The organism is Sphingomonas sp. CFBP 8760 (genome assembly GCF_014841615.1).
Lineage (GTDB): Bacteria > Pseudomonadota > Alphaproteobacteria > Sphingomonadales > Sphingomonadaceae > Sphingomonas.
Map to the genome: position 1 here is coordinate 38,973 of NZ_JACYUG010000015.1, position 23,285 is coordinate 62,257.

General features: G+C 67.9%; 16 protein-coding genes. 7 read left to right on the forward strand and 9 right to left on the reverse strand.

Annotated features, from left to right (window positions below; translation table 11 throughout):
* Positions 1-8: 8 nt before the first annotated feature.
* Both IFT82_RS15980 and IFT82_RS15985 read right to left on the reverse strand, forming a co-directional pair.
* The gene (locus IFT82_RS15980) at positions 9-1,295 is read right to left on the reverse strand and encodes an Hsp70 family protein (RefSeq protein ID WP_192128624.1); all 1,287 of its coding nucleotides are present in this window, start codon (positions 1,293-1,295) and stop codon (positions 9-11) included.
* A complete protein-coding gene (locus IFT82_RS15985; protein WP_192128626.1) occupies positions 1,292-2,863 on the reverse strand; it encodes a carboxylesterase/lipase family protein in 1,572 nt (523 codons plus the stop codon). Before IFT82_RS15985 ends, IFT82_RS15980 begins: the two co-directional genes overlap by 4 nt.
* 326 nt (positions 2,864-3,189) lie before the next feature.
* On the opposite strand from IFT82_RS15985, the gene IFT82_RS15990 reads away from it, so the two are divergent.
* Complete coding sequence (locus IFT82_RS15990) at positions 3,190-6,246, forward strand: TonB-dependent receptor (RefSeq protein WP_207105808.1); 3,057 nt, start codon at positions 3,190-3,192, stop codon at positions 6,244-6,246.
* A gap of 58 nt (positions 6,247-6,304) precedes the next feature.
* Here the strand turns inward: IFT82_RS15990 and clpB are convergent, their stop codons facing one another.
* Positions 6,305-8,884 (reverse strand): ATP-dependent chaperone ClpB, encoded by a 2,580-nt coding sequence (gene clpB, locus IFT82_RS15995; protein ID WP_192128630.1) that lies wholly within the window; start codon positions 8,882-8,884, stop codon positions 6,305-6,307.
* 160 nt (positions 8,885-9,044) lie between these two features.
* Between clpB and IFT82_RS16000 the strand changes: the two genes are divergently transcribed.
* The 6 genes from IFT82_RS16000 (at position 9,045) to IFT82_RS16020 (ending at position 15,235) form a co-directional block, all read left to right on the forward strand.
* Positions 9,045-11,888, forward strand: coding sequence for a M16 family metallopeptidase (locus IFT82_RS16000; protein ID WP_192128632.1), 2,844 nt, complete (start codon positions 9,045-9,047; stop codon positions 11,886-11,888).
* 11 nt (positions 11,889-11,899) lie between these two features.
* The gene (locus tag IFT82_RS16005) at positions 11,900-12,199 is read left to right on the forward strand and encodes a hypothetical protein (RefSeq protein ID WP_192128634.1); all 300 of its coding nucleotides are present in this window, start codon (positions 11,900-11,902) and stop codon (positions 12,197-12,199) included.
* A 260-nt stretch (positions 12,200-12,459) separates the two neighbouring features.
* Positions 12,460-12,876, forward strand: a complete 417-nt coding sequence (locus IFT82_RS16010) for a MarR family winged helix-turn-helix transcriptional regulator (protein WP_192128636.1) — start codon at positions 12,460-12,462, stop codon at positions 12,874-12,876.
* A 37-nt stretch (positions 12,877-12,913) separates the two neighbouring features.
* Positions 12,914-13,663, forward strand: coding sequence for an NADPH-dependent F420 reductase (locus tag IFT82_RS16015; RefSeq protein WP_192128638.1), 750 nt, complete (start codon positions 12,914-12,916; stop codon positions 13,661-13,663).
* A 237-nt stretch (positions 13,664-13,900) separates the two neighbouring features.
* Positions 13,901-14,089, forward strand: coding sequence for a hypothetical protein (locus IFT82_RS20580; RefSeq protein ID WP_207105809.1), 189 nt, complete (start codon positions 13,901-13,903; stop codon positions 14,087-14,089).
* Positions 14,090-14,800: 711 nt separating this feature from the next.
* Positions 14,801-15,235, forward strand: coding sequence for a nuclear transport factor 2 family protein (locus IFT82_RS16020; protein WP_192128640.1), 435 nt, complete (start codon positions 14,801-14,803; stop codon positions 15,233-15,235).
* 201 nt (positions 15,236-15,436) lie between these two features.
* On the opposite strand, the gene IFT82_RS16025 is transcribed toward IFT82_RS16020, so the two are convergent.
* From IFT82_RS16025 to hisG, 6 genes are all read right to left on the reverse strand, one after another.
* Positions 15,437-17,602, reverse strand: coding sequence for a sodium-translocating pyrophosphatase (locus IFT82_RS16025; RefSeq protein ID WP_192128642.1), 2,166 nt, complete (start codon positions 17,600-17,602; stop codon positions 15,437-15,439).
* 89 nt (positions 17,603-17,691) lie between these two features.
* A complete protein-coding gene (gene thiL, locus IFT82_RS16030) occupies positions 17,692-18,612 on the reverse strand; it encodes a thiamine-phosphate kinase (protein WP_192128644.1) in 921 nt (306 codons plus the stop codon).
* 121 nt (positions 18,613-18,733) lie between these two features.
* A complete protein-coding gene (gene nusB / locus IFT82_RS16035) occupies positions 18,734-19,189 on the reverse strand; it encodes a transcription antitermination factor NusB (RefSeq protein WP_192128646.1) in 456 nt (151 codons plus the stop codon).
* 96 nt (positions 19,190-19,285) lie between these two features.
* Positions 19,286-21,109: a methyl-accepting chemotaxis protein gene (locus tag IFT82_RS16040; RefSeq protein WP_192128648.1), complete on the reverse strand. Its 1,824-nt coding sequence runs from the start codon at positions 21,107-21,109 to the stop codon at positions 19,286-19,288.
* 137 nt (positions 21,110-21,246) lie between these two features.
* Positions 21,247-22,542 (reverse strand): histidinol dehydrogenase, encoded by a 1,296-nt coding sequence (gene hisD, locus IFT82_RS16045; RefSeq protein WP_192128650.1) that lies wholly within the window; start codon positions 22,540-22,542, stop codon positions 21,247-21,249.
* On the reverse strand, positions 22,539-23,204 hold the full coding sequence (gene hisG, locus IFT82_RS16050; protein WP_192128698.1) for an ATP phosphoribosyltransferase: 666 nt from the start codon (positions 23,202-23,204) through the stop codon (positions 22,539-22,541). The genes hisD and hisG overlap by 4 nt, the downstream gene beginning before the upstream one ends.
* Between the last annotated feature and the right edge of the window lie 81 nt (positions 23,205-23,285).

Sequence of the window (23,285 nt, forward strand, 5' to 3'; positions counted from 1 at the left end):
CCGCGCCGTCACCCGCTCGCCCAGGCCGCGATGTCGTTCTGCCGCCCGATCAGCGCCAGCCCGTGCGCGATCGATGTCAGTTCGCCACCGGTCGCGATCCGTTCTTCGCCGAACCGGTCCGCGGACAGCCGGCGGATGCGCGGGGTCAGCGAGGTGCCGCCGGTCAGGAACACGCGGGTGATCGCGGCGTCCCCGGTGCCCGCGGCGGCCAGCGCGCGGTCGACCGTCTGCTCGATGCGCATGATGTCGGGCGCGATCCATGCCTCGAACGCCGCGCGCGTCACCAGTGCCTCGATCGCCAGCCCCGCGCCCTCGAACCGGAACGTGGCCTCCTCCGCGGTCGACAGCGCGCGCTTCAGCCGGCCGACCGCGTCGTACAGCTGATAGCCCAGTTCCTGCTCGACCACCGCGATCATCCGCCCGATCGCCTCGGGATCGATCGCGGCGCGGCGCAGGGTGTCCAGCGCGGCCAGCGTGCGGCGGTTGCGCATCAGGGCAAGGCGCGACCAGTCGGAAAAATCGCTGAAATAGCCGCCCGGTATGTCCAGTATCTTGTCGAACGATCGATACTGTCCGCCCTTGCCCAGCATCGGCATCACCAGATGGTCGACGATGCGGGTATCGAACCGGTCGCCGGCGATGCCGATCCCGGCATGGCCCAGCGGGACGCAGCGCCGCGCCGCGCCCGGCGCCTCGACCCGCACCACCGAGAAATCGCTGGTGCCGCCGCCGAAATCGGCGACCAGGATCGTGGCGGGGTCGGTCAGCGTCGCGGCATGGCTGAACGCCGCGCCCAGCGGTTCGTAGACATAATGGACCTCCGCCCCCAGCGACCCGAACACCGCGTCGTAGCGCGCCTTGGCCAGCGCCTCGTCCGGGCGGCTGCCCGCGAACGCCACCGGCCGGCCGACCACGACGCGCGTGGCGCCCCCGTCCATCGCCCCGCCCGCATGTGCCGCCATCTTCGCGACGAACTGCCGCCCCAGATCCTCGAAGCGCATCCGCCGCTCGAAGATCGTGGCATGCTCGAAACTGGCGCTGGCGGCCACCGACTTGAACGACTGGATGAAGCGGCTGCCTTCCGGAAAGTCGAGATATTCGCGGATCGCCCATGGCCCGGCCGCCACGCCCAGTCCGCCGGCCTCGTCCCCGTCCTCCCAGAAGCACAAGGCCGACCGGAACACCGCCTCGCCGCCATCGGGGCCGGCGATGGTCACCAGCGCGGCGCCATCGCCCGAGGCGACGGCGGCGACGGAATTGGTCGTCCCGAAATCGAGGCCCAGCGTTCCGGTCATCGCCGCGGTGCCGCCATCAGTGGCGTCATCGCGACATGGCGATCCTGTTCGGGAAAGGGGCGGGCGGCGGTGTCGACGTCGATCACCTGCCGCATGATCGGCGATCCGTCCGCCGGGGCGACCGGCCAGCGGGGCAGGCCGGTGGCGTCGGGATCGCCCGTTCTGACGAAGGCGGTCCAGTATCCGCTCATCACCTGCGACACGCGGCGATCCTCGTCGGTCCAGGCATAGGCGGGGTTGGTGGTCAGGTTGGCCAGCGCATATTCGATCTCGGCGCTGTGCACCGCGCCCCATGGTGCGGGTCGGCCGCTGGTGTCGTCCACTGCCCGCGGCCGGACGCGACGATATTCGTAGAGCCAGGTCGGCGCGCCGCTGCGCCGGTGCAGGTCGAACCATCGCCAGGTCGGCCAGCCCAGGAACCGGTCGCTCGCCAGGGCGGTGGCGGCGGCCACGACCTGCGTGTCGTCGGCCACGGGATAGCGTGCCGCGACCGTCCCCGCCTGGTCACCATATAGCCGCACCAGCGCGGCGCGATAGTTTGCCACGGTCGGCGCCGCGTCGCCCAGCACCGCGCGATGGTCCGCCTCCTGCGAGTTGGTGCCGACCAGCAGCGGCACCCGCGCCTGCCGCCCGTTCGCGAAGGTCGCCTCCACCGGCTCGACCAGCATCGTGCCGTCGATCGTGGGCGAGAAGCGCGCCGGCGCGGTGCCTTGCGCCGCAAGCAGGCGATCCGCCGGGATCGCCCGCAATGCCGCCAGCGTTGGGGCCGCCAGCGCATCGCCGAACGCCTTGCCCTGCGCCTCGGCATCGACCAGCGGCATAGCCCCGACGCCGCCGATCAGCGCGCCGCTTTCCCCGATCGCGCCGGCGATATGGCGGCGGGTGAGGGGGGAGGCCATCAGCGCGCTGACCGACATCGATCCCGCGCTTTCGCCGCCGATCGTCACCCGCCGGGGGTCGCCCCCGAAGGCGGCGATGTTGCGACGCACCCATGCCAGCGCCGCCGCCTGATCCAGCAATCCGAAATTGCCGGCGCCCCGTCTGCGCCCCTGTGCCGTCAGCGCGGGGTGCGCCAGGAAGCCGAACACGCCCAGCCGGTGGTTGGCGGTCACCACCACCATGCCACGCGCCGCCAGCGCCGCGCCGTCATAGCGTTTCTCGGAGCCGTCACCCGCCTGGAACCCGCCGCCATGGATATAGAACAGCACCGGCAACCGCCCGCCGCCCTTCGGCCGCGTCGCCGGGGTCCAGACGTTCAGATAAAGGCAATCCTCGGCCGGCGGCGGCGACCGGAACGCCATGTCGCGATAGAGCGGCAGCTGCATGCACCGCGCCCCGAATGCCGCGGCGCTGCGTACCCCCGGCCAGCGTGACACTCGTTGCGGCGCCTGCCACCGCAATTCGCCGACCGGGGCGGCGGCGAAGCGGATGCCGAGATACCGCTCGGTCCCGTCGTCTCCCACCGACCCCGCGAGCATGCCACCCTCCACCCTGATACGCGGTGGCTCCTGTCCATGCGCCGCACCGGCACCCAGCGTCAGCAGCACCGCGATGATGGCCTTGCGCATCGATCCTCCCCTTGCCCGCGCCGGACGGTCCGGCAGCACGGCAGTTAAGTCGCGCTTCGCCGGACAGATCAAGGGCGATCAGTGCCGAGGCAGTATCGGGCCCATACTGACATACGTTGCAGAAAAGAGACAGTTTTTCGAAATGCGATGGCCTGAAGCGGCATCGCTTTACAAAAATCCGACAGCTATCCATCCCTTTGTCATTGGTCCGCAGCCTTTGATTGGCCGAGCGGCGACATATTTCGGGACCGTAACGTCAAATAGGCGGCGGTGGCGACACGGTAAGGGAAGCATCAGTGACTTACATGAGCATGGCACGTCGAGTATTGAGCGGCGGTTCGGCACTGTGTGCGTTGGCGACGCTCGGGGCGGGCATCGCTTTGGTCGGCGCGGCGGCCCCGGCGGCGGCGCAGGATTTCACCACCGGTTCGCTGTCAGGCGTCGTCGTCGATCAGGCCGGCCAGTCCGCGCCCGGTGGCACGGTGGTGCTCCGTTCCGATGCGCAGGGCTTCACCCGCAACGCGACGATCAACGACAGCGGCAACTTCCGCGTCCCGTCGCTGCCGGTCGGCACCTACACCGTCACCGTCACGTCCGCGAACGGCGACACCGCCGTCAGCCAGATCGCGATCAACGCCGGCGCCAGCAACAGCTACACCTTCCGCGTCGCCGCCGCCGGCGCCACCCCGCCGGCGGGCACCGCCCCGACCGAGGGCGGTGACGAGATCGTCGTCGTCGGCACTGCGGAGCGCGGCAACGATTTCGGCACCACCACGGGCGGTCTGAATCTCGGCAACGTCACCAACGTCCTCCAGACCGTGCCCGTCGCGCGCGACCTGACCTCGCTGATCCTGCTGGCGCCGGGCACCACCGCGGGCGACACGGCGTTCGGCAACCTTGCCTCGCTCAGCGGCGCGACGGTGGCGGAGAACGCTTATTATGTGAACGGTCTGAACGTCACCAATTTCCGCAACTTCGTCGGCAGCAACAATCCGCCGATCGAATTCTACCAGTCGCTCGACATCAAGACCTTCGGCCTGTCGGCGGAATATGGCCGCGTACTCGGCGGCTTCACCAGCGTCGTGACCAAGGCGGGGTCGAACACCTTCAAGGCCGGCGCGCTCGTCACCTATTCGCCCAACGCGCTGCGCGAAGACAGCCCCAACACCTATGCCGATTTCAACAAACGCGATTATGCCGAGAATGTGGAGGCCAATTTCTACCTCAGCGGCCCGATCATCAAGGACCGGCTGTTCTTCTATGGCCTGTACAACCCCAACTATTCCAAGTCGCAGAACACCAGCTTCCTGAACGCGCGGCGCGTGACGCAGGTCAACGATTCGCCCTTCTTCGGCGGCAAGATCGACGCGGTGATCGCCGACGGCCATCGGCTGGAAGGCACCTATTTCCGCAACGCCCAGACCTTCACCAGTTCCTATGACGCCTTCGATGCAGCGACGGGACAATATGGCGCGCGGACGGGCCGGGTGATCGAGAAGCAGGGTGGCGACAATTTCGTCGGCACCTACACCGGCCAGTTCACCAACTGGCTGACCCTGTCGGCCTCCTACGGCGAAAACCATGACAAGCGCTCGCTGACCCCGTCGCCGAACAATGCCTTCGTGCAGAGTTCGCTGACCGGCACCACCAGCCTGGTCGGTGGCATCGTCAGCCAGCAGACGCAGGACGACGATACCCGCAAGTTCTTCCGGGCGGATGGCGACGTCTATGTCAATGCGTTCGGCACCCATCACTTCCGCTTCGGTTACGAACAGGAAAAGCTGACCTCGTTCACCGACACGGTCTATACCGGCGGCAGCAACTACGTTTATCTGCTTACCCGCAGTGCGATCCAGCGTTCCTATTATGAGAATACGGGCACGTTCCGGTCCAAAAACGAGTCTTATTATCTACAGGATGCCTGGTCGTTGTTCGACGAGCGGTTGAATCTTCAGCTCGGCGTGCGCAACGATCGGTTTTCGAACGATGCGATCAGCGGTGAGACCTATTACAAGTCGGGCAGCAACTGGGCACCGCGTCTGGGTGCGCAGTTCGACGTGTTCGGCGATCGCCGCACGACGATCAATGCCACCTACGGCCGCTATTTCCTGCCGATCGCGACCAACACCAACATCCGGCTCGGCGGCGCGGAGAACTTCTACCGCCAGCGCTTCGCCTATCCGGCGGGCGTGACGCCCGGCAGTGCCGCGATCCCGGCGGGGCTGGTCTTCGACGATCGCGGCGCGCCCGCACTCGGGGCCAATCTCGGCGGCATCGCCTGTCCGGATGTCGGGCCGAATGCGGGCGAGCGGTGCAGTGCGGTGCTGTCCGATGGCCGCCCCGGTCCGACCGACACGCTGATCGCGCAGGGGCTGACGCCCAGTTCGACCGACGAATTCACCTTCGGCGTGCGCCAGCGGCTGAGCGACTGGTCGTTCGGCCTGACCTACATCAACCGTCGCCTGAAGGAGACGCTGGACGACGTGGCGATCGATCAGGCGGTCAACGCCTATTGCGCCGAGAACAACATCGCCGGCTGCGGCGACGTGTGGGACGGGTTCCACCAATATGTGCTGGCCAATCCGGGATCCGACATCACCGTGCGACTGGACGGCGACTGCACGATCGCGGGCCAGTGCGATGTCGTGACGCTGGATCGCGCCCGGCTCGGCTATCCGAAGGCGGTGCGCAAATATGACAGCATCCAGTTCGATTTCGCCAGGGCGTTCACGAACAACTGGGGTATCGGCGGTTCCTACACCTGGACCAAGCTGCGTGGTAACTACGAAGGGGCGGTCAAGTCCGACAATGGGCAGGACGATGCCGGTCTGACGCAGGATTTTGACCAGCCCGGGCTGCTCGAAGGTGCCTATGGTACGCTTGCCAACCAGCGCAAACATGCCTTCAAGCTGTTCGGCAGCTATGGCTTCACCGACAATTTCCGGGTCGGCGTGAACGCCACGTTCGAATCGCCGCGCAACTTCTCGTGCATCGGTACCTACTATAATGGCGCCGACCCTGCCGCCGATTATCAGGATGCCACCTTCTACTGCGCGCAGCCGGCCTTTGCCGACCGTCAGCAGTTCGTCGATCCGGCGACGGGGCGTCCGACGTTCCTCGTCAACCGCGGCTCGGCGTTCAAGAGCAACTGGCGCAAGGTGGTGAACGCCAACATCCAGTACGACATCGCCGATCTGCCGGGCAGCTTCGTCAGCGTCGATGTGTTCAACATCCTCAACTGGAAGTCGAAGGTCGATTACAACGAGTTCGGCGAGAATGCCGACGGCACGCTCAACTCGCAGTACCGCAACGTGACCGGCTACCAGCCGCCGCGCTCGGTGCGGGTCACCTTCGGCATCCGCCTCGGCGAACCGCGCCGCTGATCGGATCGATCGATAAACCAAAAAGGGGCGGCGCAGCGATGCGTCGCCCCTTTTCGTATCACCCGACGACCAGCGCCAGTTTGCCGTCGCCCTCGTCGACCGCCACGGTCGTGCCGTCCTTCACCTCGCCGCGCAGGATCATGTCCGCCAGCGGGTCCTGCAAATGCCGCTGCACCGCGCGCTTCAGCGGTCGCGCGCCGTATACCGGGTCGTAGCCCACCCGGCCCAGCCACGCGCGCGCCGCGTCGGTCAGGTCCAGCGTCACCTTGCGGTCCGCCAACAGCTTGCCGACGCGCCCCACCTGGATATCGACGATCGGGCCCATATGCGCCTGTCCCAGCCGGTGGAACAGGATCACCTCGTCCAGCCGGTTGAGGAATTCCGGGCGGAAATGCGCGCGGACGATGTCCATCACCTGCGGCTCCACCGCCTCCACGTCCTGCCCCTCGTCCAGATTGGCGAGATATTGCGCGCCCAGGTTCGAGGTCAGCACGATCAGCGTGTTGCTGAAATCCACCGTCCGCCCCTGGCCATCGGTCAGCCGCCCGTCGTCCAGCACCTGCAGCAGCACGTTGAACACGTCGCCATGCGCCTTCTCCACCTCGTCGAACAGCACCACCTGATAGGGGCGGCGGCGCACGGCTTCGGTCAGGACGCCGCCTTCCTCATAGCCGACATAGCCCGGCGGCGCCCCGATCAGCCGCGCCACCGCGTGCTTCTCCATGAATTCGCTCATGTCGATCCGCACCATCGCGTTGGGGTCGTCGAACAGGAATTCGGCCAGCGCCTTGGTCAGTTCGGTCTTGCCCACGCCGGTCGGCCCCAGGAACAGGAAGCTGCCCATCGGCCGGTTCGGGTCCTGCAACCCCGCCCGCGCGCGGCGCACGGCGGTGGAGACGGCGCGCACCGCCTCCGCCTGCCCGATCACGCGCTTGCCGATCGTCTCCTCCATGCGCAGCAGCTTCTCGCGCTCGCCCGCCAGCATCCGGTCGACGGGGATGCCGGTCCAGCGGCTGACCACGCCGGCGATATCGTCGGCGGTCACCTCCTCGCGCAGCATCGCGCCCTGGGTCTGGCCCTCGGCCGCCGCCAGCAGCTTCTGCAATTGCGGGATCGTGCCATAGGACAACTCGCCCGCACGGGCGAGGTCGCCGCCACGCTGCGCCTGTTCCAGCTCCAGCCGTGCGGCGTCCAGCTGCTCCTTCAGCTTCGCCTCCGCGCCGATCTTGTCCTTCTCCGCCTGCCAGCGCGTGGTCAGTTCGGCGGACTGCTGTTCCAGATTGGCCAGTTCGCCCTCCAGCGTCTCCAGCCGGTCGCGGCTCGCCTCGTCGCTTTCGCGGCGCAGCCCCTCGCGCTCGATCTTCAGGCGCAGGATACGGCGGTCCAGCCCCTCGATCTCCTCGGGCTTGCTCTCCACCTCCATGCGGATGCGGCTGGCGGCCTCGTCCATCAGGTCGATCGCCTTGTCGGGCAGGAAGCGGTCGGTGATGTAGCGGTTGCTCAGCGTCGCCGCCGCCACCAGCGATCCGTCGGTGATCCGCACGCCGTGGTGCAGTTCGTATTTCTCCTTCAATCCGCGCAGGATGCTGATCGTGTCCTCCACGGTCGGCTCGCCGACGAACACCGGCTGGAACCGCCGCTGCAGCGCGGGGTCCTTTTCGACATGCTTGCGATATTCGTCGAGCGTGGTCGCGCCGACGCAGTGGAGTTCGCCGCGGGCCAACGCCGGTTTCAGCAGGTTGCCCGCATCCATCGCGCCCTCGGATTTGCCCGCGCCGATCAGCTGGTGCATCTCGTCGATGAACAGCACGATGTCGCCCTCGGCGGCCTTCACCTCGTCGATCACGCCCTTCAGCCGCTCCTCGAACTCGCCGCGATATTTCGCGCCCGCGATCAGCGCGCCCATGTCGAGCGACATCAGCGTCTTGTCCTTCAGCCCGTCGGGCACGTCGCCATTGGCGATGCGCAGCGCCAGCCCCTCGACGATCGCGGTCTTGCCGACGCCGGGTTCGCCGATCAGGACGGGATTGTTCTTGGTGCGGCGCGCCAGCACCTGGATGGTGCGGCGGATTTCCTCGTCACGGCCGATCACCGGGTCCAGCTTGCCGTCGCGCGCCGCCTGCGTCAGGTCGCGCGCGAACTTCTTCAGCGCATCGTACCGGTCCTCGGCGCCCGCGGTATCGGCGGTGCGACCCTGGCGCAGCTGGTTGATCGCGGTGTTCAGCCCCTCCGGCGACACCCCCGCCGCCTTCAGCGCCTTGCCCGCCGCGGTCGTCGTCGCCAGCGCCAGCGCGACCAGCAGCCGCTCGACCGTGACGAAACTGTCGCCGGCCTTGCTGGCGATCTGCTCCGCCGAATCGAGCGCCCGCACCAAGTCGTTGTCGAGCCCGGGCGAGCCCTGCGCGCCCGATCCGCTCACCGCGGGTATCTTTGCGAGTGCCGCGTCGACGTCCGCCACCGCGCGTCGCGGCTCGCCGCCGGCCGCCTGGATCAGCCCGGCGGCCATGCCCTGCTCGTCTTCCAGCAACGCTTTCAACAGGTGTTCGGGCGCCATCCGCTGATGGTTCATGCGGATCGCAACGGTTTGCGCGGACTGTAGAAAGCCCTTGGCGCGGTCGGTGAATTTTTCGAGGTTCATGATCGGTCCTGTTGCCTTCATGCCAAGATAGTGTTGCCAATATAGCACACAAGTGGTCGCGGAAATAAACCGGCTCACCGGCGATGTAGTGGAGCGAAGCCCATTGCACAGGGGCGGTTTCGATGCTTACCACACGCCATCCAGCAGGAGCCCATGTCGCATGTCGTTCAAGTCCGCCGCCCTCGTCGGCGCCGCCGTGATTGCGTTCATCCCGTCCGTCCACGCCCAGACGAAGGTCGCCGCCGCCGCGCCGGTCGCCAGCCTCGTCAGCCAGGTCGACATCCCCTATCAGACCTTCACGCTGGCCAACGGCCTGCGCGTCGTCGTCCACACCGATCGCAAGGCGCCCGTCGTCGCGGTCAGCGTGTGGTACGATGTCGGCTCCAAGCACGAGCCCAAGGGCCGGACCGGCTTCGCGCATCTGTTCGAGCATCTGATGTTCAACGGGTCGGAGAATGCGCCCGGCGACTTCTTCGAACCGCTCAAGCAGGTCGGCGCCACCGACTATAACGGCACCACCTATTTCGATCGCACCAACTATTTCGAAACGGTGCCGACCGCCGCGCTGGAACGCGCGCTGTTCCTGGAATCGGACCGGATGGGCTATCTGCTCGGCGCGATCACGCAGGGCGTGCTGGATGAACAGCGCGGCGTCGTCCAGAACGAGAAGCGGCAGGGCGACAACCAGCCTTACGGCCTGCTCGGCTACAAGATCACCGAGGGGCTGTTCCCCGCCACCCACCCCTACGGCCATGACACGATCGGCTCGATGGCCGATCTCGATGCTGCCAGCGTGCAGACGGTGAAGGACTGGTTCCGCGATCATTACGGCCCCAACAACGCGGTGCTGGTGCTGGCGGGCGATGTCGACGTCGCCACCGCCCGGTCGCTGGCCGAGAAGTATTTCGGTAGCATCAAGGCGGGGCCGAAGAGCAATCTGCCCGCCGCCCCCGTCGTCACGCTGCCCGCACCCGTCAACGAGACGATCCGTGATCGCGTGGCCGCGACGCTCATCACCCGCAACTGGGCGACGCCGGGGCTCAACGATCCCGCTGCCGCCTCGCTCGATGTCGCGGCCGGCGTGCTGGGCGGGCTCGCCTCGTCGCGGCTGACCGACCAACTGGTCCGCAAGGAAAAGCTGTTCACGCAGGTATCCGCCGACAGCAACGCCTTCGCGCAGATCGGCACCTTCTCGATCGACGGGCTGGTGCGGCCGGGTGTCGACGTCGCGCTGGCGACGAAGCGGCTGGACGAGGTGACCGCGCAGTTCCTGAAGGACGGGCCGACCGCGGACGAGGTGTCGCGCTTCGTCACCTCCACGGTGGCGCGGCGTATCCGCGGGCTGGAATCGGTCGGCGGCTTCGGCGGCAAGGCGGTCGCGCTGGCCGAAGGCGCGCTCTATTCGAACGATCCGGGCTTCTACAAGAAGCAGCTGGCGGCGCTCGCCGCGCAGACCCCCGCCACGGTGAAGGCGGCGGCGAACAAGTGGCTGACCCGTCCGGTGCTGGCGATCAACGTCGTGCCGGGCGATCGCGACGCCTATCAGGAGGCGCAGGTCCCCGCCGCCGTGCCGGTCGCGGCCGCCCCCGAACAGCCCGCTAAGGGCACGCGCGGCGCGCTGCCCGCGGTCGGTGAGATCGCCGGGCTCAGCTTCCCCGCCGTCACCCGCACCCGTCTGCGCAACGGGATCGAGGTGGTCTATGCACAGCGTACCGCGGTGCCGGTCACGCAGGCGGTCGTCAGCTTCGATGCCGGCTATGCCGCCGATGTCGCCGGCAAGCTGGGCACCGAGCAGGTGACGCTCGACATGATGGACGAGGGGACGACGACGCTCGACTCCAACGCCCTTGCCCAGGCGCGCGAACGGCTGGGCGCGTCGATCGGCACCGGCCTGTCGCTCGACCGCACGGTGCTGACGATGGGCGTGCCCAGCGCCAACCTCAACCCCGCGCTCGACCTGCTCGCCGACATCGCCCGCAACCCCGCCTTCGCCGATGCGGAAGTCGCGCGGATCAAGAACCAGCGGCTGGCGGAGATCCAGCAGGAGCTGACCAACCCCGCCGGCATCGCCGGCCGCATCGTCCCGCGCATCGTCGCGGCGGGGACCCCGTATGAAAAGGCGCAGGGCGGCGGCGATCCTGCGGCGGTGGCGGCGCTGACCCGCGCCGATCTGGTCGCGTTCCAGCAGGCATGGCTGCGGCCGGAAAAGGCGAAGATCTTCGTCGTCTCCGATCGTCCGCTGGCCGAGGTGAAGGCCGCGCTCGACGCACGGTTCGGCGACTGGCGCGGCACCGGCGCGGTGCCTGCCAAGGCATCGTCCGCCACGCCGCCGGCCACGCGCCCGCGCATCCTGCTGTTCGACCGGCCCGGCAGCCCGCAGTCGCTCATCACCGGCGCGGTCAGCAACGGGCTGACCGGCACGCAGGAACTGCTGCCGGTGCAGACCGCCAACGATGCGCTGGGCGGCAGCTTCCTGGGCCGGATCAACATGGATCTGCGCGAGGGCAAGCACTGGTCCTACGGCGTCAACGGCGGGTTCCAGCGTGCCGAATTCGCCGCGCCCTATCTGATGCGGGCGCCGGTGCAGGCGGACAAGACGGGTCCGTCGATCGCCGCGCTGCAACAGGACGTGAAGGAGTTCCTCACCACCAAGCCGATGACCGATGCGGAGTTCGACCTGGCGATCAACGGCGCGATCCGGTCGTCGTCCGGCCAGTTCGAAACCTCGGGCGCGGTGCTGTCGGCGATGCAGCAGAACGATCTCTACAAGCGGCCCGACGATTATTACGCCACGATCGCACAGCGTTACCGCGCGCTGACGCTGCCTCAGCTGCGCACCACCATCAGCCAGGCGATCGATCCGTCGCGCATCACCTGGATCGTGGTGGGCGAGGCGACAAAGGTGAAGCCGCAGCTTGACACGCTGGGGATGCCGGTCGAGTTGGTGACGGCAAGTTCGCTGGGCCTCCCCGCCGCCGCCCCGGCGCCGGCGCCCGCGAAGTAAGGAGAGAGCCGATGGCCACCGTCGATGGCAGCTACGACTGCACCGTGAAATCGCCGCTGGGCGATCAGAAGATGACGCTCACCGTCCGCAGCGAAGGCGATGGCTTCACCGGCGACGTGTCGGGCGCGATGGGCAGCATGGACGTGACCGGCACCGTCGACGGCAACCGGATCGGCTGGAAGCAGAGCATGACCGTGCCGATGCCGATGACGCTCGACTGCGAGGCGACGATCGACGGCGACACGCTGGTCGGCACCGTCGGTGCGGGTGCGTTCGGCAGCTTCCCGATGTCGGGCACGCGTACCGCCTGAACCCCGTCTGCCCTGCAAGGGGATGTGAAACCCGCTCCCGCCGTCATGGCGGGGGCGGGTTTTTCGTGTGTGCGTGACCGGCACGGGGTCTGCGCCCGATCGCCCCGCTCGAACCTCGGTCATCGCGACGATCGTCACCGGCCGCCGCCCGGATGGCGCCGACCGGCATTTATCATCGCCATTCCGACCGGATCGGCCCTTGACAGACGCAGGGGACATTATTACCTATTGCACTAGACAATAGCGGACTAGATTACACCATGGATTCAGACGGGCATAATGTTGGAACGGAGATCTCGTTTGCGCTGTACAGCGCGGCCAATCGGGTCGCGCGGATGCACAAACCGATCCTCAAGCCACTCGGCCTGACGTTCCCGCAATATCTCGTCATTCTGGAATTGCTGGGTAAGTCGCCGCTCGTCGTCGGTGCGCTCGGCAGCCGGCTCGACATGGATACGGGAACGATCACGCCGCTGCTGAAGCGGCTGGACGCGGCCGGTCTGGTGACGCGCACGCGCGACCCGGCCGACGAACGCCGCGTGATGGTCGAACTGACGCCACGCGGTCGTGCACTCGGGCCTCAGGTTCTGGGCGTCACCGCCCAGATCAAGGCGGCCTGTCAACCAACAGCAAGCGATCTCGACGACCTTCGTCGCAGGCTGGACGCGATCCGTTAACCGGGCGCGGACTGAAACTTAAACAAGGAAACATGACATGAAAATCGGTATTCTCGGCACCGGCAACATCGGCAAGACCCTCGTTCAGAAGCTGAGCGCGGCCGGCCACGACGTGAAGGTCGCCAATTCACGCGGACCGGAGACGATCGACGCGGACATCCTGTCGTCGGGCGCCAAGGCCGTCACCGCAGCGGATGCCATCGTCGACATCGACGCACTGATCCTCTCCATTCCGCTCGACCGTATCCCGGGCCTCGCGCCGCTGATCGCCGATGTGTCCCCGGACACCGTCATCATCGACACGTCGAACTATTATCCGGGTCGCGACGGCGAGATCGCGCCCATCGTCGAGGGCCAGCCTGAAAGCGAGTGGGTCTCGGCGCAGCTGGGCCGCAAGGTGGTGAAGGCGTGGAACGCCATCAGCGCCGGATCGCTGGCGACCAAGGGCAAGCCGGCGGGCGAACCCGGCCGCATCGCCATCCCGGTCGCCGCCGACAGCGATTCGGACCGCGCCGTCGCCATGGCGCTGGTGGGAGACACTGGCCTCGACGCGGTGGATGCCGGCTCGCTGGCCGAATCGTGGCGCCAGCAGGGCGGCTCGCCCTCCTACTGCACGGATCTGACCCGTGACGAACTGCCGGCGGCGCTGGCGGCGGCAGATGCGTCGCGCTCGGGCGCCCGTCGCGACCTGGCGATCGCCGTCGTCATGGAGAAATTGATCGGCGACCAGTCAACGACGGTGGATTCGGAGCATTTCGTCCGCGTCGCCCGCGCGATCTTCATGTGATCCCGGCGATGTCGGAGGCGTCCGCCGCCATGGCGCGACGTCCCGACATCGACGAACGACCGGTGGCGATCCGCCGGGTCGCCCGCGACCGGAACGGTGCCAACGGCCCATGCCGATGAAGCGCCCCCCGTCACGGGAGTGACGATACGGACCCGCCTTCTCCCTCGGGAGGGGGCGGGTTCGTTCGTCAGGAGAGGGGAAAAGGCGCTGGGCCCCGGCGATATCATGCCGCGCACCATGGCGGCCGACCCGCCGATCCGTACCGCGACTTCCTGTTCCGCGAGGGAGATCGACGATCCCGTCCTCGCGCTCCTGATCGCGTCGGATCAGGTCGCGCCCATGATCGCTGGCGTTGCTGTACCGACCGGGTCCGGAGCGATCCGCCATCCCATCCTTGGGTCAACTGGTCCGATGACGGGTGGCTGATATGATCCGTCAACGCTGCTTGCGGAGAATGATGATGACATATCGTCGATGGCCACCACCGCAACCGACCAGTGACGATGTCGGAAGCAGACTGGAAAGTCTTTCTAGAGCGAGATGACATGAGGTCGATCCGGATGTTCGTCATGGCGAGCGGAGCGAAGCAATCCAGGGCGTCCTGGTCCGGCACTGGATTGCTTCGCTGCGCTCGCCATGACGGATCAATCTGACGTCATTTGACTCTGGACGGGATCGTCCGCCGCGCACCCCACCCGCTGGAGTTCTCCGAGGAGGCCAAACCCCTGATGGGGCCACGAGACGGAGGATGGAATCCGTAGGCTGCCAAGGGGCTGAAGACGCGGCAGGTCAATTGGCGTCGCAACGACAGCGAAGGGCTGAACATCGGTTTCGCGCCCACCGGTGACGGCACGGTCCGCGTCTTCCTGTTCTGGCACCAGACCTGATCCGGCGTCCCGAACCGAACCGATCGCTCGATTTGCCCCTGTCCTACACCCCGGCTTTGCGCCTACAACTGGATGACATCAGGTTGAACCGCCTGTTCGTCGTGGCGAGCGGAGCGAAGCGATCCAGGGCGTCCTGATCCGGCGCTGGGTTGCTTCGCGACGCTCCCCATGGTGGCTTGGGTCAGACTGACGGTATCCCGCGCGGGCGGATACGGGGCGGATACGGGGCGGGCAGGGGGGAACAGGGTTCATGCGGACAACATCACGGATCATCGCATCGGTCGCGATGCTGGCGGCGTCACCGGTCGCGGCGCAGGACAAGGCGGTGCAGGCGCTGGTCGACCGGTTCGAGGACGCGCGCACGCGGTTCGATCCGGTCGCGCTCGCCGCGACGCTGGCACCGGATTACGAGGAAATCTCGCCGGTCGGCACCGTCGATCCGCGCGCGGCGGTGCTGGGCTTCTACGCCCCCGCCGCGCGCCGGCCGGCACCGGCGATGACCGCCGACGATACGGTCGTGCGCGCCGGCGGCGACATGGCGCTGGTCACGCGCCGCCAATCCTTCATGCTGCCCGGCGGGATCACCCGGTCGATCCGCGTCCGCTATGTCGCGCGGCGGGCCGGCGGCCGCTGGCAATTGCTGTCCGCGCAATACACCCCGATCCCGCCCGCCCCGGCGCGATAGGGAAGGATGTCACCGCCCCGACCCGTCCCGCCCGCCTCCCGTCATGGCGGGCGCAGCGAAGCAATCCATCGCCCGGTGCGTGACGCCCCCGATTGCGTCGCCACGCTCGCAACAAGCCCGTCGTAACGGGGCGGACAACAGGGCGCCCGACCCCCTGTAGGATGCGACTTTCGTGACTTTCCGGTGTGACTTTCCGGCCCCCTACACCCCCGTCGACAGCACCGCCAGCAACAGCAACGCGACGATATTCGTGATCTTTATCATGGGGTTGACCGCCGGGCCGGCGGTGTCCTTGTACGGATCGCCCACCGTGTCGCCGGTCACCGCCGCCTTGTGCGCCGCCGATCCCTTGCCGCCGTGATTGCCGTCCTCGATATATTTCTTGGCATTGTCCCACGCGCCGCCGCCGCTGGTCATCGAAATCGCGACGAACAGCCCCGACACGATCACCCCCAGCAGCATCGCCCCCAGCGCCGCGAAGCCCGATGCCTGCCCCGCCACCGCGGTGATCACGAAGTACAACACGATCGGGGAGGCGACCGGCAACAGCGACGGCACGATCATCTCGCGGATCGCGGCGCGCGTCACCAGATCGACGGTGCGGCCGTAATCGGGGCGGCTGGTGCCCGCCATGATGCCGGGATTGTCGCGGAACTGCCCGCGCACCTCCTCCACCACCGCGCCCGCCGCGCGGCCGACCGCGGTCATCCCGAACGCCCCGAACAGATAGGGCAGCAGCGCACCCAGCAGCAGCCCGACGATCACATACGGGTTGGACAGGCTGAAATCGACCGTCACGTCGGGGAAATAGGTCTGCAGATCGGTGGTGTACGCCCCGAACAGCACCAGCGCGGCGAGCCCGGCCGATCCGATCGCATAGCCCTTGGTCACCGCCTTGGTGGTGTTGCCCACCGCGTCCAGCGCATCGGTGCGCGCCCGCACATCGTCGGGCAGGCCCGCCATCTCGGCGATGCCGCCCGCATTGTCGGTGACGGGGCCGTAGGCGTCCAGCGCCACCACCATCCCCGCCAGCGCCAGCATCGCGGTGGCGGCGAAGGCGATGCCGATGATCCCCGCCAGCTGATAGGTGGCGACCACCGCCACCACGATCACCAGCGTCGGCAATGCGGTCGATTCCAGCGAGATCGCCAGCCCCTGGATCACGTTGGTGCCGTGCCCCGTCTCTGATGCCTTGGCGATCGATCGGACCGGGCGGTAATTGGTGCCGGTGTAATATTCGGTGATCCACACGATCAGCCCGGTGACGGCCAGCCCGATCAACATGCACCAGAACAGGTCCATGCCCGTGAAGCGCGCGCCCACCGTCTGCGCCCCCACCGTCAGGTCGTCACCGCCCGCATCCAGGAAGCCCGCGCCGCCGATCACCGCGTTCATGTCGCCCAATGTCCACTGCGTCGCCCCGTAGATCGCCGGGATCGACAGCAGCGCCGTCGTCCAGAATCCCTTGTACAGCGCGCCCATGATGCTGCCCCCCTTTCCATTTTTTATGGGGCCCAGCCGCACCGCATAGGTGCCGATGATCGACGTGATGATGCACACGCCCCCCACCGCCAGCGGCAGCGTCATCAGCCGCATCAGGTCGGCGGCGTCGGTGCGGATCAGCAGCGCGATCGAGATCATCGTCACGCCCAGCGTCACCACATAGGTTTCGAACAGGTCGGCGGCCATGCCCGCGCAGTCGCCGACATTGTCGCCGACGTTATCGGCGATCACCGCGGGGTTGCGGGGATCGTCCTCGGGGATGCCCGCCTCCACCTTGCCGACCAGATCGGCGCCGACATCGGCCGCCTTGGTGAAGATGCCGCCGCCCAGCCGCGCGAAGATCGAGATCAGGGACGCGCCGAACGCCAGCGCGGTCAGCGCCTCCACGATCACCCGGTCGCCCGGTGCCAGTCCCGATGGCCCGGTCAGATACCAGAAGAAGGATGCGATCGACAGCAGCCCCAGCCCCGCCACCAGCATCCCCGTCACCGCGCCGGACCGGAACGCGGTGGTCAGGCCGCCCTGCAGCGAGGTCCGCGCCGCCTCCGCCGTCCGCACGTTGGCGCGTACCGAGATGTTCATCCCGACATAGCCCGCCACGCCCGACAGCATCGCGCCGATCACGAAGCCGATCGTCGAAATCCACCCCAGCGTCACCGCCAGGATCGCGGCGACCACGCAGCCGACGATCGCGATGGTGGTGTATTGCCGGCCCAGATACGCCTTGGCGCCTTCCTGGATCGCGGCGGCGATGTCCTGCATCCGGGCATCGCCCGCGGGCTGGCGCAGGATCTGCGCGCTGGTGAAGATACCGTAGACCACGGCGATGACACCGCAGATCATGGCGAGATAGACCGTCGTCATCCGCTGCTCCTTCTCCTGCCCGCGATCCGCCATCGTGGGCGAGTCCGTCGGGATCGCGGAAGGTTATCCCTTTCGAAGGTCTGCGCAAGTCAAACGGCGGCGCCATGTTCCCAGCCGATCCGCGCCGGCAGCGGAACGGGTTCGCCGCCATGATGCAGCGTCAGCCCGGCCCCCGCCGCCAGCGTGCCGATGCGCGTGACGGGCAGGGCATCGGGCAGGGGCGGCGGCATCCAGTCGGGATCGGCGGCGAACAGCAGTTCGTAATCGTCCCCCGCGGTCGCCGCCGCCAGCCGGTCGTCGCGGTCCCCGCCCTGCCACCCGACATAGGCCGCCGACAGCGGCACCGCACCCAGATCGACCGTCACCGCCAGCCCGCTGGCCGCCGCGATCCGCGCCGCATCGATCAGCAGTCCGTCAGACACGTCCGCCATTGCGTGGACATAGGGCGCGATCACCCGCCCCGCCGCCAGTCGCGGCTGCGGCCGGCGATACGCATCGCGCAAGGTCGCCGGCCCGTCCGCCCCTTGCGCGATGGCCAGCCCCGCGCCGGCATCGCCGATCGTCCCCGTCACCCACAGCGCATCGCCCGCCCGTGCCCCGGTGCGGGACGGGGCGGGCGCATCGCGGCCGATCGCGGTGCAGCTCAGCACCCGCGCCGCGCCCGGCGGCAGCGACACGGTGTCGCCCCCGATCAGCGGCACCGCGAACGCCGCCAGCACCGCGCGCAGCCCGTCGAGGAACCCGCGATCCCAGCCATCCTCCGACAGCGGCACGTTGAGCATCACCCCCTCGACCGCCGCACCCTTGGCGGCCAGATCGGACAGGTTCACCGCCACCAGTTTCCACGCCACATCGGCGGCGGGATCGGTGGCGAGGAAATGCACCCCCTCCACCAGCGTATCGGTGGTCAGCACGAAGCCACCGACCACCGCCGCATCGTCCCGCAATCCCCGCGCACCGGGATGCAGGGGCAGGGTACGGAGCGCGGCCAGGAATTCGGGTTCGTTCACTCGCTTCCCCCTTTCCGCCACCCGCACACGAAAAGCGTCCGCCAACCATCATACGCCCTCCCGGCGGAGGCCGGGGTGATGGCAAGGCATCTCATGCCGATCGGGGTTCGAACGGCAATGCTCAGGAACGCGCCTCCTTGGCGATCGCATCGAGCAACCCGTTCACGAAGCCCGATTCGCGCTTCTCGTAGAAGGCATGGGCGACATCGACATATTCGCTGATGACCGCGCCGACCGGCACGTCGCCCCGCGCCAGCAGTTCGTAGGTGCCGGCACGCAGGATCGCCTTCATCGGCTTGTCGAGCCGCACGAGCGTCCAGCCCGTCGCCAGCTTCCCCTCGATCAGCAGGTCGATCTCGCCGGCACGCGCGGTCGCGCCCTTGACCAGATCGTCGAAGAAATCGACGTCCGCTTCGGCATATTCGACATCCTCGATCGTCGCGCCGATCCGGTGCTGGTGGAATTCATGCAGGAGAGAGGGGATCGCCGTCCCCTCCATCTCATGCTGATACAGCGCCTGGACGGCGGCAAGACGGGCGGCGGCACGCGCCTTAGTACGGGCAGAGGTACGAGACATGCAGGTGCCTGTAGGCGGATGCGGCGGACGTGTCAGCCCCGGCCGACACCGCTAAAAATGCCGCCGGTCGTCGTCGATGCCGGCCGACGCCATCGGCTATGCGCCGATCGGCGAAGAAAGGACGGCAGGCCGTGGCCGTGCGGCGGCGGGCACGGCCGGGGAAGCTGAAAGGGAGTGACGGGGGGCGGGGCGTCGCGCCGTGGTCGGACCGGTGACGAAACGGCCGGCATGCTCGGCAAGCTGCCCGACCTCACCCGCCAGATTACGCGCGGCGGCCGAGGTTTCCTCGACCATCGCGGCGTTCTGCTGGGTGGACCGGTCCATCGTCCCGATCGCCGCCGAGATCTGGGTGATCGCCGCCGACTGTGCCTGATTGTCCGCCGCCATCGTCGCCAGCAGTTCGTGGACCTGCGCCACGTCGCCCGAGATGTTGGCGAGTGCCCCGTCGACCTTGGTCACCGCCTCGACCGCGGTGATGATATCGGTTTGTGTCACCGTCAACTGGTCACGCGCGCGCTTGGCTTCCTCTTCGGCGCGCATCGCCAGTGCCGACACCAGATCGGCCACCACCGCGAAGCCACGCCCGGCATCCCCCGCCCGGCCGGCCTCGACTGCGGCATTCATCGCCAGCACCCGCGTCTGGAACGCGATCTTGTCGAGTCCCTCAATCACCGAATCGATACCCTTGGCGCTGTCGGATACCCGGCCCATCGCCTGCACCGCCTCGTCCGCCACCGCACGGCCGCCACCGACCGTGGCGATCGCCTGATCGGCGCGATCGACGGTACGGCCGGCTGCGACGGCGGACGCCTTCAGCCGATCGTCGATCTGCGCGATCGATGCCGTTGTCTCCTCCAGTGAGGCGGCATTGCTTTCGGTGCGGCGCGCGAGGTCTTCGGAGGCCTGCGCGATCTCGCCAGAACCGGTGCGGATCGCGGTCGCGCTGTCCGATACCTTGCCGATCAGGTCACGCAGGTTGGTCAGGGCTGCATTGAAATCATGTCGGACGGGTTCGTATTCGGTGGGAAACGCATCGACCAGCTTATGGGTGAGATCGCCGTTGGCGATCGCGCCGATCGCGAGGCGCAGGTCGCCCGTCACCTGGCGTACCGTCGCGGCGTCCCGTTCCTCGGCACGGCTGCGCTCGGCCGCATGGGCGCGGAACACCTCGCACGCGCGGGCCATGCGACCGATTTCGTCCTGCTGCTCCTGATAGGGGATCGCGGTGTCTTCCCGGTTGCAGGCCAGCGCGTCCATCGTGGCGGCCAGATGGTGGATCGGCTGGCTGATGCTGCGGCGCGATACGATGAAGGTGAACAGCCACACCCCGGCCACCGCCACACCGATCAGGATCGACACGATCTGCGCGATCCGGTTGGCTTCCTCCGCATGGCGCGTCACCTGACCGGCGATCTTCAGCTGTTCGTCGACCAGTTCGCCGATCGCGGCGGAAACCGGATCGATCGAGGGATAGAGTCGGTCGACGACGAACGTGTCCAGCCCGGCCCGGTCGGTCTGGCGCAGGATGCGCTGCAACCTGTCGAGGTCCGCATCGGCCACCGCCATCGTCCGTCGGGCCGTTTCCTTCAGCCGTTCTTCACGGCCGGTGATCGACGTCGCCGTATAGCTGCGCCAATGGGTATCGATCCGGGCGCGGCCCTCCGCGACCGACCGGCCGGCCTCCGCCCAGGTCATGCCGCCGTTGCGGGCCTTGTGCGATGCGTCGACGATCGTCACGGCATAGGCATCGGCGATGATCTTCAGGTCGCGCATCGGCTCGATGCGATCCACCAGCAGCGTCTGGAACGCTGCCTGATTGCGGACCAGCCCGACCTGCAACATGGCCAGCATCGCCACGAACGCCACCGCAAACAGGCTCAGGCAAAGGAGCAGTTTTGCTCTGATGGTATAACGCGACATCGATCCCCCGGGCAGTCCTTGGATCGATCCATTATAGGTGGGTTAGCCACCATTTGTTCGGGTTCAAACCACATCGGCTGTTTTGGTGGAATTGCCGCCTCGTCATCTGCGGTAGTGATCGACAGGCGCGGTGATCCCTACCGGTTCAGTCGCAACCGCAACGCTACCGATCGCGCGTGCGCCGGCAGGCCCTCCGCTTCCGCCAGCGCCACCGTTGCCGGACCCAGTTCGGCGAGCGCGGTTTCATCCAGGCCCAGGAAGCTGGTGCGCTTCATGAAGTCCAGCACTGACAGGCCGCTGGCGAAGCGGGCGCGGCGGCCGGTGGGGAGGACGTGGTTGGGGCCGGCGACGTAATCGCCGATCGCCTCGGGCGTGTGGCGGCCGAGGAACACGCTGCCGGCATGGCGCACCCGGTCGAACAGCGCCTGCGGCTCGTCCACCGCCAGTTGCAGGTGTTCGGGGGCGAGGCGGTCGACCAGCGGCATTGCCGCCGCCAGGGTCGGCACGACGACGATCGCGCCGTTCGCTTCCCACGCGATCCGCGCCACCGCGCCGGTCGCCAGCGTATCCAGTTGCCGTTCCACCGCGGCGGCGACCGCATCGGCATAGGCGCCGTCGTCGGTGAACAGGATCGACTGCGTCGTCACGTCGTGCTCGGCTTGGCTGAGCAGGTCGGCGGCGGTCCATTCCGGGTCGTTCAGCGCATCGGCGACGACCACGATCTCCGATGGCCCCGCCACCATGTCGATGCCGACGACGCCGTAAAGCTGGCGCTTGGCCTCCGCCACCCACGCGTTGCCGGGGCCGGTGACGACATCGACGGGCGCGATGTCACCCGCGCCATAGGCCAGCGCGGCGATCCCCTGCGCGCCGCCGATCCGCCATATCTCGTCGATCCCCGCCAGATGCGCGGCGGCGAGGACCAGATGATTGATCTGCCCGTCCGGCGTCGGCGTCACCATCGCCAGCCGGCCGACGCCCGCCACTTTGGCCGGGATCGCGTTCATCAGCAGCGACGAGGGATAGGCGGCGCGTCCGCCCGGCACGTACAGCCCCGCCGCGTCCACCGGCCGCCACCGCGCGCCGAGGCGGACCCCGGCCGCGTCGACATAATCGGTGTCGGCGGGCTTCTGTCGCTCGTGATAGGCGCGGATGCGGGTGGCGGCGAGATCGAGCGCGCGGGCCAGACCGGGTTCCAGCGCCGTATAGGCGGCGGCACATTCGGCGGGATCGACCCGCCAGCCGGTGGTGTCGAGATCGTGGCGGTCGAGCCGCAGCGTCAGGTCGCGCACCGCCGCCGCCCCGCGCGTGCGCACATCGGCGACGATCGCGGCGACATCGCGCGCGACATCGGTGGAGGATTCGCGGCGATCCTCGACCAACGCAGTGAAGGCGTCGGCGAAGCCCGGCGCGGCGGCGTCGAGGCGGATCATGCCGCCACCTGCTTGTCCGAGACGATGCGGCGGAACGCCTCGACCAGCGGCACCACGTCGCCGCGCGTCTTCATGGCGGCGCGGTTCACGACCAGGCGACTGGTCACGTCCATGATCCGCTCCACCTCGACCAGCCCGTTCTCCTTCAGCGTGCGGCCCGACGAGACGAGGTCGACGATGCGGGGCGCGAGGCCGAGGGTGGGCGCCAGTTCCATCGCGCCGTTCAGCTTGACGCATTCCGCCTGTACGCCGCGCCGCGCGAAATGGCTTTGGGTGACGTGCGGATATTTGGTCGCGACGCGGACATGGCTCCACCCGCGCGGATCGTCCCGCGCCGCCAGCGCGACCGGTTCGGCCACCGACAGACGGCAGTGCCCGATGCCGAGATCGACCGGCGCGTACAGTTCGGAATAGGCGAATTCCGCCAGCACATCGGACCCGACGATGCCCAGTTGCGCGGCGCCGTGCGCGACGAAGGTGGCGACGTCGAACGCGCGGACGCGGATCAGCTCGATCGCCGGATCGTCGGTGGCGAAGCGCAGCGCGCGGCTGTCCTCGTCCGAAAACGCGGCTTCCGGATGGATGCCGGCGGCGGCCAGCAGCGGCAGCGCCTCGGACAGGATGCGCCCCTTGGGCACGGCGATGATGAGCGGGCGGGGCACGGTATCGGACACGAGGGGGGCCTTATCGGGACGGGCAGGGGGGCGCAATGTCGCGCCGTGTTGATGTTCCGTTAACGTTCC